At 64.9% G+C, this 13856-nt stretch carries 16 protein-coding genes; 3 read left to right on the top strand and 13 right to left on the bottom strand.

Annotated elements, in window-relative coordinates; genetic code table 11:
- Positions 1-51 precede the first annotated feature (51 nt).
- The 7 genes from ACE10W_RS08015 to ACE10W_RS07985 form a co-directional block, all read right to left on the bottom strand.
- Complete coding sequence (locus ACE10W_RS08015) at positions 52-264, bottom strand: hypothetical protein (RefSeq protein ID WP_028174240.1); 213 nt, start codon at positions 262-264, stop codon at positions 52-54.
- On the bottom strand, positions 261-452 hold the full coding sequence (locus tag ACE10W_RS08010) for a hypothetical protein (protein ID WP_074077301.1): 192 nt from the start codon (positions 450-452) through the stop codon (positions 261-263). Before ACE10W_RS08010 ends, ACE10W_RS08015 begins: the two co-directional genes overlap by 4 nt.
- A gap of 78 nt (positions 453-530) precedes the next feature.
- The gene (locus ACE10W_RS08005; RefSeq protein WP_304550959.1) at positions 531-743 is read right to left on the bottom strand and encodes a hypothetical protein; all 213 of its coding nucleotides are present in this window, start codon (positions 741-743) and stop codon (positions 531-533) included.
- 716 nt (positions 744-1459) lie between these two features.
- Positions 1460-2653 (bottom strand): adenylate/guanylate cyclase domain-containing protein, encoded by a 1194-nt coding sequence (locus tag ACE10W_RS08000; protein ID WP_028174238.1) that lies wholly within the window; start codon positions 2651-2653, stop codon positions 1460-1462.
- Between the two features lie 107 nt (positions 2654-2760).
- Positions 2761-3345, bottom strand: a complete 585-nt coding sequence (locus ACE10W_RS07995; RefSeq protein ID WP_304550956.1) for a HutD family protein — start codon at positions 3343-3345, stop codon at positions 2761-2763.
- A 100-nt stretch (positions 3346-3445) separates the two neighbouring features.
- Positions 3446-4654 (bottom strand): ABC transporter substrate-binding protein, encoded by a 1209-nt coding sequence (locus ACE10W_RS07990; protein ID WP_304550954.1) that lies wholly within the window; start codon positions 4652-4654, stop codon positions 3446-3448.
- 38 nt (positions 4655-4692) lie between these two features.
- On the bottom strand, positions 4693-5634 hold the full coding sequence (locus ACE10W_RS07985) for an alpha/beta fold hydrolase (protein ID WP_246740340.1): 942 nt from the start codon (positions 5632-5634) through the stop codon (positions 4693-4695).
- 100 nt (positions 5635-5734) lie between these two features.
- Here ACE10W_RS07985 and ACE10W_RS07980 point away from each other — a divergent pair, with 100 nt between their 5' ends.
- Positions 5735-6259 carry a MarR family winged helix-turn-helix transcriptional regulator gene (locus ACE10W_RS07980; protein ID WP_304550951.1) on the top strand — a complete coding sequence of 175 codons (525 nt, stop codon included), beginning with the start codon at positions 5735-5737 and terminating at the stop codon, positions 6257-6259.
- Between the two features lie 31 nt (positions 6260-6290).
- On the opposite strand, the gene ACE10W_RS07975 is transcribed toward ACE10W_RS07980, so the two are convergent.
- From ACE10W_RS07975 to ACE10W_RS07950, 6 genes are all read right to left on the bottom strand, one after another.
- A complete protein-coding gene (locus ACE10W_RS07975) occupies positions 6291-7445 on the bottom strand; it encodes an ABC transporter substrate-binding protein (protein WP_304550949.1) in 1155 nt (384 codons plus the stop codon).
- A 29-nt stretch (positions 7446-7474) separates the two neighbouring features.
- A complete protein-coding gene (locus ACE10W_RS07970; RefSeq protein WP_304550947.1) occupies positions 7475-8323 on the bottom strand; it encodes an amidohydrolase in 849 nt (282 codons plus the stop codon).
- Between the two features lie 21 nt (positions 8324-8344).
- Entirely contained in the window at positions 8345-9184 is an 840-nt protein-coding gene (locus ACE10W_RS07965; protein ID WP_011085045.1) for a shikimate dehydrogenase, read from the bottom strand.
- Positions 9185-9489: 305 nt separating this feature from the next.
- Positions 9490-10335, bottom strand: a complete 846-nt coding sequence (locus ACE10W_RS07960) for an SDR family NAD(P)-dependent oxidoreductase (protein WP_038966527.1) — start codon at positions 10333-10335, stop codon at positions 9490-9492.
- Position 10336: 1 nt separating this feature from the next.
- On the bottom strand, positions 10337-10897 hold the full coding sequence (locus ACE10W_RS07955; RefSeq protein WP_038966526.1) for a carboxymuconolactone decarboxylase family protein: 561 nt from the start codon (positions 10895-10897) through the stop codon (positions 10337-10339).
- On the bottom strand, positions 10875-11570 hold the full coding sequence (locus ACE10W_RS07950; RefSeq protein ID WP_304550944.1) for a TetR/AcrR family transcriptional regulator: 696 nt from the start codon (positions 11568-11570) through the stop codon (positions 10875-10877). The genes ACE10W_RS07955 and ACE10W_RS07950 overlap by 23 nt, the downstream gene beginning before the upstream one ends.
- Positions 11571-11737: 167 nt before the next feature.
- Here ACE10W_RS07950 and ACE10W_RS07945 point away from each other — a divergent pair, with 167 nt between their 5' ends.
- Both ACE10W_RS07945 and ACE10W_RS07940 read left to right on the top strand, forming a co-directional pair.
- The gene (locus ACE10W_RS07945; RefSeq protein WP_011085041.1) at positions 11738-12949 is read left to right on the top strand and encodes an ABC transporter substrate-binding protein; all 1212 of its coding nucleotides are present in this window, start codon (positions 11738-11740) and stop codon (positions 12947-12949) included.
- A 3-nt stretch (positions 12950-12952) separates the two neighbouring features.
- Entirely contained in the window at positions 12953-13846 is an 894-nt protein-coding gene (locus ACE10W_RS07940; RefSeq protein WP_011085040.1) for an MBL fold metallo-hydrolase, read from the top strand.
- Positions 13847-13856: the final 10 nt, after the last annotated feature.

Raw genomic sequence — 13856 nt, 5'->3', positions numbered from 1 at the left:
CGATTCTCCTGATGTGACGGACGCAATCAGCGAGCCTCGACAACTCGCACCCTACGCTCCTCTGCGAACCTCCTGCCTGCCGATCGTGCAGCGCCACGCCGCGAGACGTTCGGCTGGATGCTGCGCCATCCATTCGGCAAGCTGCGGCGCGCCCATCAGACAGGACTGCATCGTCACGTCCGCGAAGTCCGAGGTCGTGACGATCTGCTCACGGCAGTCTGTCGGGGACGAGAGGCTGCAGAGCACGGCAATGATCTTGATCATGTCACGAGAACTCCTTCGACCTGCTCGGGTTTTGCGTCGCCGCCCGGGTGGTCGACCCGCGGCCTGACAGGCTGCTTGCCGTCGGGATCGGTCGGTGGAAAGACGGCGTCACAGATGGCGCGCGCTTCCCGGATCAAACGCGCTCGTTCGCGCTCGGCCCTTGTGACCAGTCGAACAACTTCGCCCATATCGGCTCCACAGGTGGCAAAAGAGGAAACTGGCAAGCCGGCCTGGTTAAGCGACCAAACCGGTGGCGCAACCCGCCCTCACGGGTACCCTTCGTATCCAGTGCCGGCCGAACGCGCCGTTGATTTCGCCGCATCGACCGTTGACGCCTTTTCGGCGCGCCGCTGATAGTCAGTGGCGAGCATCTCGAGCCGAGCCGCGACCACGGCATCCGTCATGGTCCGGGCCGCGCGCAACAGGCTCTGCGCCGTCTCGAGATATTCCTTCCCTCGTCGCGACATCTGAATGGTCATAGGGGCCTCGCGCGGTTCTCTGAAAGCGTGTCGAAAGCCAACGGAAATCGGCCCACCCAGTCGCAGTCACCCTGCCGGCGCACCGTGAAACGTGCGAGGCACCTCTTCGAGCAAAGGGGCTTTCGCCAAGAGTAGTAGCGGACCAGACCAAACCTGCCGTCGCACACGGCACAGCGCCCGGTTCGACTGCGAATATCTTCGGAACAGCTTGGCATTGGCGTCTCCTCTTGGGATCGCATCCGATGCGTCGATCACCTTTTCTGTTGCATCGCGCCGGCAGCATTGACTGTCGTCGATGCGTTCGTGCGGCACCATTGGCAGGGCCGCCAGTAAAGCCAACCTAGGAGTTCTGCGCGGAGATTTCTTTTGACAATGCGTCCGATATTGCCCATCCGCACGACTTGCGACGCGCGCAGGGAGGGCGCACCGCAGCAACCGTGCGTTCGCGCAATCGCCTGATCCGGTAATGAGGCTGACAGGAACCGGCGCATCGCTCGGACGTTGGCGCAGGCCGGGTCCCACAAGACACCGGCACTTTGGCGGCTCCGGCTCTCAGCCCCCCTTGCGGAGTCGGCGTCGTCTCAAGGAGACAATGATCGATGGACGAAAGCCTGAGAGTCGTCTTTGCAATCGGCGCCACCGCGGCTGTCGTCGCAGGGGCATATCTCGCAATCCGGTTCTTCGCCGGATTCTACTAGGCCTTTCGCCCGGCGCTTTCAGCCGTGAAACGCGAACAGCTCGATCGGATCGCTGAAGCCGCGCACCTCGTACTCGCCCACCCGCTCCAGCTCGGACTTCCGCTCCACCAGCTCGGCGAAGTCGCGCGACAGCAGCACCGGTCGTCCCACCTGCTTGGTGAGCGCTTCGAGACGCGAGGCCATGTTGACGGCGGGGCCGATCACGGTGAAGTCGAGCCGGGTGGTCGAGCCGATATTGCCGTACATGACGTCGCCGACATGGACGCCGATGCCGTAGTTCAGCGGCGCGCGGCCGCTGCCGTTATTCCGCTCGTTGAGCGCGGCCATGGCCGCTCGAGCCTCGGTCACGGCATGCAGCAGGTTTGCGCAGGCGTTGGGCTGGCTGAGCGGGAAGATGGCAAGGAGGCCGTCGCCGATGAATTTCAGGATCTCGCCGCCGTGCCGCGCGATCGGCTCGGACATCGCGTCGAAATAGTCGTTGAGGAGGTCGATGACGTCGTCGCGCGGCCAGTTGTCGGAGATTTTCGTGAAATCCCTGAGGTCGCAGATCATGATCGCGGCGCGAACCGTGGTGCCGGTGCCGCGCCGGGTAGCGCCGGCGAGAATCAGCTCGCCGGCGTGTGCGCCGACATAGGTCTCCAGCAGGGTCCGCGCCAGGCGGTTCTTGATGCGGATCTCGCTGACCAGCGCCAGCACCGGCAACAGCTTCTTCAGCGCAGCGATATGCGCCTCCTCGAAGCCGCCGGGCCGGTCGGTCGCGAAGGTGATGAGATGACGCTTGCCGAGGGTGTGGTAGAGCGGCCAGGCCACATAGTCGGTCAGGCCCTTCGTCCGCATCTCGTCATAGAGGGCGTGCTTGCGGCCGAGCGCCGGATCGCGTTCGAGGTTCTCGCGCACCTCGGTCGCCCCGTCGAACATTTCGTTGGCGGGACTGCCGATGAATTCGGACCGCTCGCGCACGTCATAATCGACCCGCGCGATCTCGGCCTCGCGCATGCCGTCGGACCACATGAAGCGGGCCCCCAGCCATTGCGGGTGATGGATCAGGACATGAAGCGTCGAGCGCTTCAGCGGAATGCCGGCCTGCTGGAGGCGGATGCACATCTGCGCAAAGATATTGTCGATGAAGCGCTCGTCGCGGGTGCCGTTGGTCAGCCAGTCGACGACGCCGTCGGACAGCGTCGCGGGGGGATTCTTGTCTGGTGCGCTCATATCCTGCCCCTTCGCGGCGGCTTGCATCAAGGCAGATATCGTGCGCTGGCGGGGCCGCGTCAACCTAGCCAGTTGCACGGTTCGTGCGCATCAGCAACAGTTGCGATCTAGCCGACGAGCTGGATTGAACCCAGCACCCCCAGCCCCGAGACGAGCGCCAGCCTGGACGGCTCGGTCAGCTCGACCTTCAGCGTGCTGCCGTGGGGAACCGCAAACTCCGCGCTATTGAGACGAATGCTGCAATTGCCGGAAACCGCGTAAACCAGATGCGTGCCGGCGGACAATGGCCGATCGCCGGGCTCCCGGAGCGCCAGGAGCTCGATCTCCGCCGCACCGCGCCGGGCCATCAGGTTCACGACCTCGACCGGACCCGCCTCGAGCTCGGTCACGATCTCGAGCTCGCCGGTGAAGCGCACGGTCGTGAACGGCTCGCGCTCGTCGAATTCCTGCCCCGGTGCTTTCAGCACCAGCCCGCGCCCGCTGACGACCATCTGCAAGCGGTCGATGCCGGGCATGTAGGAGAACGGTCCGGGCGCGACGATCGGCGTGGACGCAAATCGCCAGAGCAGGCTGTCCCAATCCTTCGTCGGGCTGCCTGCACGATGCGCATCCGCAATATCGGTGAAGATGCCGCCGCCGTTCTTCCAGGGCGAGCGGGTGTAGTCTTCGGATTTCAGCAGCGTGGTTTTCATGTTCCTGGGTCGTCCGGGATCGCAAGAGGGCGAGATATCACGCACGCATCATGCGCGTGGCGAACCCGCTTTGCCAACCCGTTCGACGGCCGTTTCCGATCTAGCGGCTGGAGGCCTTTACCAGCGGACATTTGCTCTCCGCGAGCGGCCAGACAGTCTCTTCAGGCGGGATCTTGCGCACGATGTCGAAGTAGTCCCAGGGATATTTCGAATCGGACGGCTTCTTGACGCGAACGAGGTACATGGTGCGCGTGACGCGGCCGTCCTCACGGATGCTTGCGTCCTCCGAGAAGACGTCCTCGACCGGTATCGTCCTCATAGCGGCCGCAACCCGGCCGGCATCGTCGGTGCCGGCGCTGGCGACGGCCTTGAGATAGTGACGCACCGCGCCGTAGACGCCGGCATGCAGCATCGACGGCATCATGCCGGTCTTCGCAAAAAACGCCTTCGACCACGCGCGCGTCGCCTCGTTCATGTCCCAGTAGGAGGCCGTCGTCAGGTAGGTGCCCTGCGCATCCCTAAGGCCGAGCGCGTGCACGTCCTGGAGGAAGAGGATCAGCGCGGCGAGGCTTTGGCCACCCTGCACCAGCCCGAACTCGCCGGCCTGCCGCATCGCGTTGACGGTGTCATTGCCGGCATTGGCGAGGCCGATGACCTTGGCGCCGGAGGATTGCGCGCTCAGCAGGAACGAGGAGAAGTCCGGCGTATTGAGCGGATGGCGCGCGCTGCCCAGCACCTTGCCGCCCAAGGCCGCAATCACGCTGGTCGCGTCCTGCTGGAGCTGATGGCCGAAGGCATAGTCCGACGCCAGGATGAACCAGGTGCCGCCTCCGGCCTTGACGACCGCGGACGCGGTCCCGTGCGAGACCGCATAGGTATCGTAGGTCCAGTGGAAGCCGTAGGGCGAGCACTGCTCGTTGGTCAACGCCGTCGTCCCCGGCCCCGAATAGAGAACGATCCGCTTCTTCTCGCGTGCGAGGCTCTGGACCGCGAGCGCAACGCCGGAATTCGGCACATCGACGATCGCATCGACATCCTCGACATCGAACCAGCGCCGGGCGATCGCCGTGCCGACATCGGCCTTGTGCTGGTGATCGGCCGAGACGATCTGGATCGGCTTGCCGAGAACCGCGCCACCGATCTCGCTCACCGCCATCTCGGCGGCGACGACCGAACCTTTGCCGGTGATGTCGGCGGTCACGCCGGCCATGTCGGTGAGGACGCCGATCTTGACGACTTCACCACTGACTTGCGCCCGTGCCGCGACGGGCTGCGCTAGCAGCAGAAGGACACACGCAATCCGTCTCATCCTTGGTATCCTCCAATATGCCTGCAGGGCGCGGGATCTCAGCATCCGACCGTATCGAGCCAGGCCAGGATCATGGCGGCGAGATCATCGCTGTTGTCCTCGATCATCATCATGTGGCCGTTCCCCTCGATGCCGCGATCGGGAAGCCAGACGAACTCGGCGCCGAGATAGCTCGCCGTCGCCGCATCCACCTCGCGCGGATGGCGCGGGTCGCGGTCCCCGGTCACGATCATGATCGGCCTTTCCCGCAGACGCTCGGGATCAGCGATCCTGAGTCCCCGCCCGCCGATGTTGAAGCGCTCGTTCAGGATTCGCGCGCTCTCCGGCGCAAACGAGCGGCAGTAGTTTTCGAACGCGTGGTGCGGAAAGCGCGGTCCGTTGGCCCAATAGGCGGCGGCAAAGTCCGCCGTCAGCCATACCGGCGCATCCTCGCTCGAGTAAACGGGATGACCGGCGCTGGCGTCATCGCGCAGCGCGCGGATCGCTGCCGGATCGTCGGGCAGATCGCGCAACAGATTGGCCGGTGGACCGGGGGCGATGCCGACCACGGCGCGGACCAGATCGGGACGCCGCTCGGCCATCCACCAGGCCATCGGACCGCTCGCCGAATGCACCAGCAGCACGGCCGGCCCGATCTCCTCGATCAGCGCCAGCAGCGACGTCGCCACATCCCGCGTTCCAAGCCGCGAAAAGTCCGGACCTGACGGCGAACGGCCGTGACCGGGCCAGTCCGGCACGAACACGTCCCGGCCAGCCGCAGCAAAGCGCGGCGCCCAACCCGGTCTCCGATCCGGCGTGGCGAGATAGCAGGTCCCGGTGTGACCGGCGCCATGGACCATGACAACAGGCATTTTGCGCAAGGCCACGTGGGACGATCGCACCTGGTCGACATAGACTGGATGCTCCGGCGTTCCCGCATGGAAGCACCGGACCTCGCCGTCGCACGACAGGTCCATCACCCTCTGCCCGGCCAGCGGCATGCTCCTGCGATCCTCCACAACTATCGTCGACGGCCGTTCTTGCGGGCCTCGCAGCGATGTTAAGATCAAGCCGGATCGAAAAGCAACCAGAAAGTCTCATATGAGACCATCTCGAAAATCGACGAACGGCGCCACCGGGAGCCATTCACCCGAGCGAAAACCGCTCGCGGCGGTGATAGGCGGCACCGAACTCCAGATCGCCTACAGGATGGGCTACGTGCTGAACTTCTACCGCGAGCCGTCGTTCCGGCGGATCGAGATGGAGCTCGGTCTGACGCGACCGGAGATCGTCACCCTGATCTTCCTGAACTTCCGCGAAGGCGTGACCGCGAGCGAGATCTGCGAATTCTCCGGCCATCTCAAGGCCAATATCAGCCGCGGCATCATCGCGCTGGAGAAGAAGAAGCTGATACGGCGCGCCGCCGACAAGACCGACAGCCGCCGTCAGCAATTGTTCATGACGGCGGCCGGCCGCGCGCTCTACGCGCGATACATCCCGGCCCTGCGCGAGCGAGAGCGCGCCATGCTCGCGTGCCTTACGCGGGCCGAGCGCAACGAATTCGAGCGCCTGCTCGACAAGCTCGCCGCGCACGTCCCGCACTGGGCTGCGCTCGACGAACTCTGAGGGCGGAGCGATCGCGCGGGCGAGCCGCCCCTCACTCGCCCTTGCCCGCCTTCAGCTTCGGCAATGTCTCGACGATCTTCTGCTTGCCGTCGACGATCTCGGCGAGGAAGCTGGCGCGGTCGATGTCGCCGTTCTGGTCCCAGCTCGCTTCCATCAGCATGCCCGGCGCCTTGTCGGGCCTCAGGGTCAGGCCTTTCATCGCGGCGCCAAAAACCTTGCTGTCGAACTTGCCGATCTTTTCGGTGACGTATTTGACCAGATAGACCGCGGTGTAGCCCTTGATGCCGTTGTGGTCGGGCCGGTACTTGTAGCGCTCGCTGAATTTCTTCGTGAAGTCCTCGATGGCGGGAATCGGAGCGTCGGCGGAAAGGCCGACATGGCCGCGCACGCCGTTGGCGGCGGGGCCGGCGAGCTCGACCACCTTCTGGCTCAGCAGCGTGGTCTCGCCGAACAATGGCGTCGACAAGCCCTGCCGCTTCGCCTCGATCAGGAAGCGGGCGCACTCCTCTTCATTGGTATAGACGAACACGGCATCCGCCTTGGCGCCCTTGAGCTTGATGACGTCGGAGCCGAAATCGACCTGGCCCTGCTCGGTGGAGATATCGGCCGCGATCTCGATATTGCGCGCCTTCATCTCCTTCAGAAAGTTGTCGTGGCCGCCCTTGCCGAAATCATTGTTGACCCAGACCAGCGCGACCGTCTTCACCTTGAGCTTGTCGTGCAGATAGTTGGCGATCTTCGGCATCGAGAATTGCTGACCGAAGGCCGTGCGGATTATCCAGGGGTTACCTTGCGTGGTGATGTCGGCGGCCTCGGCGCCGACGATCTGCGGAATCTCGGCTGCCTGCGTCAGCGCCATGTTGACCTTGACCGAGCCTGAATAGATCGGCCCGAGCACGACATAAGGGTCCTTGTCCAAAACCTTCTGCACCTGCGCGCGCGAGATGCCGGGATTGCTCTGGGTGTCGAGATGCTCGGTCTGGATTTTCCGGCCCAGAATGCCGCCGGCATTGTTGATCTCGTCGACCGCGAGCGCGACGCCGTCGCGCCAGTTGGTGCCGGAGACCGCGCCGGGCCCGGACAGCTCGATGACGTCGGGGATGTAGACCGTGCTCTGCGCGCAGGCCGCGCTCGCCCACAGCGATGCCGCAACCGCGATGCCAACCGGCCCTGCAAAGTGCCTCATGACGTCCTCCCTCCCATTTTGCTCTGTTGTTATCTCGCTTGATCCGTCCCGCCGTCGAAGCCGAGCAGCCGTGCCGGCGTCCGCCACAACAGGCGATGCTGATCGCCGGGGTCGGGAAACAGTTGTGTCAGCACCGCGAGCAGCGGACCGTAATCGAGCCGCTCTGGGGCGCGCAGGAACGGATAGTCCGAGCCCCAGACGCAACGGTCGAGCGTGAAGGCCTCGACCAGCGCCGTGATGAACGGCCAGGCGTCTTGATACGGATGCGGCTGCTGCGAGAACTTGTAATAGCCGGAGAGCTTGACGTGTGCGTCTCGCTCGCGGCCGATCGCGAGCAGCGCCTGGAAGGCCTTGCCCTGCAATCCCTGCCCAACGGAGGGCCGGCCGCAATGATCGAACACCAGACGCACATTTGATTTGTCGATCAGCGGTAACAGGTCGAGCAATTGGTCCTGCTCGACCTGGATCTGGAGAAACAGGCCGAGGCTGGTCAGCTTCTCCAGCAGTGATGCGGTCTCTTGGTAGTAAGCGGCACCGTGGAACGGCACGTTGAAGGCGACGCCGATCACGCCGGCCGCCTTCAGCCGTTCGAGCTCGCTGATGTCGACGTCGTTCTCGACGACGGCGACACCGCGAAAGCGGCCGCCGCCCTGCTGCAACGTATCGAGCAGGATGCGGCTGTCGCTGCCGTAGCCGGTGTTGGTGGCCACCACGAGCGCGTGCCTGATATCGAACGCGTCGAACACGCGGATGAGCTGCGCCGCGGGCGCGATCTCCTGCCCGCTCGGCCGGTACGGCGTATCGGCGGAATAGGGAAAGCGGGCGGGATCGATAGCGTGGATGTGGCAGTCGATCCTGGGGGACACCGGCAGCGTCATGGCGCAAAGCTCCCCGGCGGTTCAGAACGTCGCTTCGATGGCCTTGATCAGCTCGGGCGTCACGTCGGGCATGACACCGAACCAAGCCTTGAAGGCGAGCCTAGCCTGGTTCAGCAGCAGGCCCAGCCCGTTGACCGTGACGCAGCCGCGCGCGCGGGCTTCGGCGAGGAACGGCGTTTCCAGCGGCGTGTAGATGAGATCGGCGGTGAGCGTTTCCGGCCGCAGGCGCGACAGGTCGATCTCCAGCGCGGCCTTGCCGACCATGCCGCGATCGGTGCAGTTGACGAGCAGGGCGACATCGCCGAGCGCAGCGCCGCGGTCGTCCCACGCAATGGTGCTGACGGCGGAGCCGAAATCCCTGGCGAGCGCCTGCGCCTTCTCGGCCGTGCGGTTGGCGATGCGGATCTCGCGCGCGCCATTTTCGAGCAGCGCCACCACAACGGCGCGCGAGGCGCCGCCTGCCCCGAGCAGCAGGATCGGCCCGGCATCGCCGCGCCAGTCAGCCTTGGCGTCGCGCAGGCTCTGCACAAAACCGTTGCCGTCATTGTTGAAGCCGGAGAGCGTGCCGTCCGCCTCGACGACGATGGTGTTGACGGCGCCGATGCGCTTCGCGGTCTCGTTGACGCGGGTCAGCAGCGGCATCGCCGTCTGCTTGTGCGGCATGGTGACATTGCAGCCGCGGAACCCGAGCGCAATCAGCCCGTCAAGCGCATCCTCCAGCCGCTCCGGCTTCACCGCCAGCGGGACATAGCTGCCGCGGATGCCGTGCGCCTTCAGCCAATAATTATGAATGATGGGCGAGCGCGAATGCGCGACCGGCATGCCCATGACACCCGCCAGTCCAAATCCGTCCTGCGACATGCTGCGCTTCCATCCTCGATCGCGCCATTCGGCGCGCGACCATCTTATTTGGTCAGTTGTACAAAGTAATTAGAGGGAATGGCTAGCGCGTGCAATCTGAATCTGGGGAAGCGCCGCCGTCCTGGCGAAGGCCAGGACCTATTAGCCCAGGGAGAGGTTGTGGTGCGAAGGGGCAACTGCGAGTTCCCGTAGCCACACCCGACGGTGGTTATGGGTCCTGGCTTTCGCCGGGGCGACGCTGAAGGGGCATCGTGCTTCCAAGCACTCGTCGCGGTCGTAGCCTCGCCACGCAGTGACCGCTCCGATCACATCCCGCTCAACCCGCTATCCACCGCGAGCGTCTGCGCGGTGACATAGACGCTTTCGTCCGACAGGAAGAACAGCACCGCATAGGCGATCTCCCACGCGGTCGCCTGGCGGCCGAAGGGGACATGGCCCTTGCCGCGCGAGGGGCGGCCGGCGCCGGCTTCGCGGCCGTTGGGAGTGTCGACGAGGCCGGGATAGACGAGGTTGGCGCGGATGCCGCGGCGCGCGCCGAGATGGGCGATGTTGCGCATGAGGCCGCCGAGCGCGGCCTTGGAGGAATCGTACACCGCCATCTGCGAGCCGGCTTTCAGCGCGGCGATCGAGGAAATGAAGACGATGGCGCCGCCATCGTCGAATCTCGGCATGGCGGCGCGGCAGCACAGCATCGGACCGCGGACGTTGACGTCGTAGATCCTGTTCCACTCCTCGGGGCTGACGGCATCGAGACCGACCTTGCCGAAGGTGCCGATGTTGAGCACCATGCCGTCGAGCCCACCCATCGCGCGGTGCGCTTCGTCGATCATGCGGACGACGTCGGGCTCGGACGTGACGTCCGCCGCGATGGCGAATGCCTCGCCGCCTGCGGCGGTGATGCGCTTCACCGTCTGTTCGGCCGAGGTGCGGTTGAGATCGGCGACCGCGACCTTCGCACCCTCGCGCGCGCAAAGGATGCTCATGGCGCGGCCGTTTCCGATCGGATCGGTTAAGGCATCGAACACGCGCTGGCCGCCGCCGACGATCAGGATGCGGCGGCCGCTCAGGCGCCCCCTGCCCGGCGCTTCGCCCAGCGATTCCGCGCTCGGCGGACGGACGTAACGCTCCGGCTTGGTCTCGGTTTCCGTCATCTCAGCCGCCCTGCTTCTTACCGCCGTCATAGACCTTCATGCCCGCCGCGGGATCGAGATCGGTTTCCGTTGCCTCGGTGACGCGCGCCATCATCATGTAGAAACCGAGCGCAACGATGGATTCCACGACCTCCTGGTCGCTGAAGTGGCGGCGCATGGCGGCAAAGGTCGCCTCGGGAACGCGGACGTTCTCGACGACCTCGCGGCCGAATTTGAGCAGCGCGCGCTCAGCCTCGCTTAAGCCGGCTGCATCGTAGTCACTGCGCTCGACCGCATCGATCTGCGCTTGCGTACAGCCGACCCCGAGCGCGATCGGAACATGCTGGCGCCACTCATAGGCGCCGCCTTCGAGCTGGGCGGCCTGGAGGATCAAGAGCTCGCGGTTGACGGCGCTGAGCTTCTGCTTGTGCAGGATCGAATTGCCGAGCCGCATCGCCGGGATCATGTTGGCCTCGGCATGAGCCATCATGCGAAAGATGTTGAGCTTGACCGGCATGCGGTCGAACGAGGCGCGGATGTCGCCGCTCGTCGTCTCCGGATCAATCAGGGGCAGCCTTGCCACGCGTTTCTCCCTTGGGTTTTCGTTTCTTGTTGTCGTCATTGCCTGCCGCGATCAGCGACAGGAAGAAGGCGAGGTAGCGGTCGATCGCCTCGATCACGTTCGGCCGCGACGACGGCGTCGCGCCCATCACGTAATGTTCGAGGCGGATATAGATGAGGCCCGCCGCGAACAGCCGCGCGGTCTCGCGCGGATCCGGCGTCGAGACGAGGCCCGCGAGCGCAAAGCCGCGGAAGTAATCCGTCATCAGGCTCTGCTCGCGCGCGTAAAAATGGTCGGCGAACTTGGCACGGATGCCGGGGACGCGATTTCGCTCGGCGGTGATCACCTTCTGGAACTGATGCTCGCGCGGATCGGACCATTGCTCGACGAGGTCCAAGGCAAACTGCCGGCAGAACGCGGCGGGCTGGCGCGCAAGCTGCTTGTAGCGCGGCTCCTCCAGCCGGCTCGCCGAGCTGGCAGGGCCGTGTTCGGCAACGATCGCTTCCAGGATCGCGGCCTTGCCGGCGAAATGATTGTAGAGGCTGCTCTCGCGAATGCCGACACGGCGCGCGAGCTCGCGCATCGAGGCGCCGCCATAGCCGCTCTGCGCGAACAGGTTGAGCGCTTCAGAGAGGATGCGCTCGCGGGTGGTGGGCGCAGCCGCTGCCGCCGCGCTGGAGGTGTGGACAGCCATGCGACTTGACTAACGAACGATCGTTCGCTAGTCAACCGTACGAACGATCGTTCGTTTGCCAGTCTGGCGGCTACGGTCGCGGCCCGCAAATCCGGTTGCAGGCCCTGTTCTCGCGTTTCAACTCCGCTCCCTTGAGAGGCGGAGAGCAAATCTGGGGAGACGACCTCATGGCGCGCTTTGCCCGCCTTCGCCTGGCCGCGGCCTGCATCCTGTTGCCGATGCTCGCGGCAAGCATCGCCCAGGCGCAAAGCGCAAAATACGATCCCGGCGCCGACGACAAGACCATCAAGATCGGCACCACCGCGCCGCTGAGCGGCCCGGTCTCGGCTTTCGCGCAGATCGCGAAATCCGCCGAGGCCTATTTCCGCAAGGTGAACGATGACGGCGGCGTCAACGGGCGGCGCATCCAGATGATCATCGCCGACGATGCCTACAGCCCGCCGAAGACGGTGGAGCAGACGCGGCGGCTGGTCGAGAGCGAGGAAGTGCTCTTGATCTTCGGCGGCGTCGGCACACCGACCAACAGCGCCGTGCACAAATACCTCAACGACCGCAAGGTACCGCAGCTCTTCCTGGGCTCGGGCGCCGCGAAGTGGGATGACCCGAAGAACTTTCCGTGGACCGTGGGCTGGCAGCCGACCTATCGCGACGAGGCGATCGCCTATGCCAAGTACATCAAGGCAAGCCATGCCAATGCGAAGATCGGCGTGCTCTACCAGAACGACGATCTCGGCAAGGACTATCTGAAGGCGCTGGAGGAAGGGCTCGGCGGTGGTGAGGCGATCGTGGCGCGCGCCGCTTACGAGACCACGGCGCCGACCGTGGACACGCAGATCCTGCAACTGAAGACTGCTGGCGCCGATGTGGTGCTGGTTGCGGCGACACCGAAGTTTGCGGCGCAGGCGATCCGCAAGATCGGCGAGATCGGGTGGAAGCCCGTGACCATCATCTCCAACGTCTCGGCCTCGATCAGCGGCGTGCTGGAGCCGGCCGGCAGGGACAATTCCACCGGAATCATCTCCAGCCAGTACCTGAAGGATGCGACCGACCCCGCGCTGAAGGACGATGCCGGCTACAAGGAGTGGCTCGCCTTTATGGACAAGTACCTGCCTGAAGCCAACAAGAGCGATTGGCTCAACGTCTATGGCTATACCATCGCGCAGACGCTGGTCACCGTGCTGAAGGCATCCGGCAACGACCTCACCCGCGCCAATGTGATGAAGCAGGCGACGACGCTCAAGGACGTCAAGCTGCCGATGCTGATTAACGGCACCACGGTGAACAACTCGCCGGAGCGCTATACGCCGATGACGAGCCTCCAGCTGATCCGCTTCGACGGCACGCGCTGGGTGCCGTTCGGCGAACTCCTGAAGAACTGAGCGATGCGGCAGGTCACGGTCGGCGGCATGCGGGTCGATCTCGTCAGCGAGATCGCTTCGCTTGCCTTCGACAAGAGCTGGCTGTTCGCCAACGTCACCGACGCCGTCATCGCGGAGAACCGGAGCTGGCTCGATCACCGCTATATCGAGCCGGCGACCGGCCGTTTCATCCTCAGCCATCACTCCTATCTCGTGCGCGCGCCGCGCTGGACCGCCATCGTCGATACCTGCTGCGGCAATCACAAGAAACGGCCGCGGGTCCCGGTCTGGAACGACCTCAACCAGCCTTATCTCGAAAACATGCGGGCGCTTGGCGTTGCGCCTGAAGAGGTCGACTTCGTGATGTGCACGCATCTGCATGTCGATCACGTCGGCTGGAACACGCGGCTCCTCGACGGCCGCTGGGTGCCGACCTTCCCCAACGCGCGCTATTTGATGGGACGCGAGGAGTACCGGCATTTCGAGGCCGCGCACAATGCGGCGCCGAAGAGCCCGGTGAACCACGGCTCATTCGAAGACTCCGTGCTGCCGGTGGTCGCGGCCGGCCTCGCCGAATTCGTCGAGACAGACCATCGCCTGTTCGAGGATCGCGACGCGGCCTTGCGCTTCGCGCCGGCGCCGGGCCACACCGCCGGCAACATGCAGATCCACCTCAACGGCGGCCACGATCACGCCGTCATGTCGGGCGACGTCATCCATCACCCGATCCAGTGCGCCGCACCGTGGCTGTCCAATGCCGCCGATGTCGATCCGGCCGCGGCGGTCGCGACGCGGATGGCGCTGCTGGAAGAGCTCGCGGATACGCCGAGCTATCTGCTCACCGGCCATTTTCCCGCGCCGACCGCCGGACGCGTGATCCGGCACGGCGACACTTACAGATTTCGTTTCGAGGATTAGGGGAAGCCAT

It is taken from the genome of Bradyrhizobium sp. B025 (assembly GCF_042257955.1).
Classification (GTDB): Bacteria; Pseudomonadota; Alphaproteobacteria; order Rhizobiales; family Xanthobacteraceae; genus Bradyrhizobium; species Bradyrhizobium diazoefficiens.
This window is presented reverse-complemented; position numbering and strand designations above follow the sequence as displayed.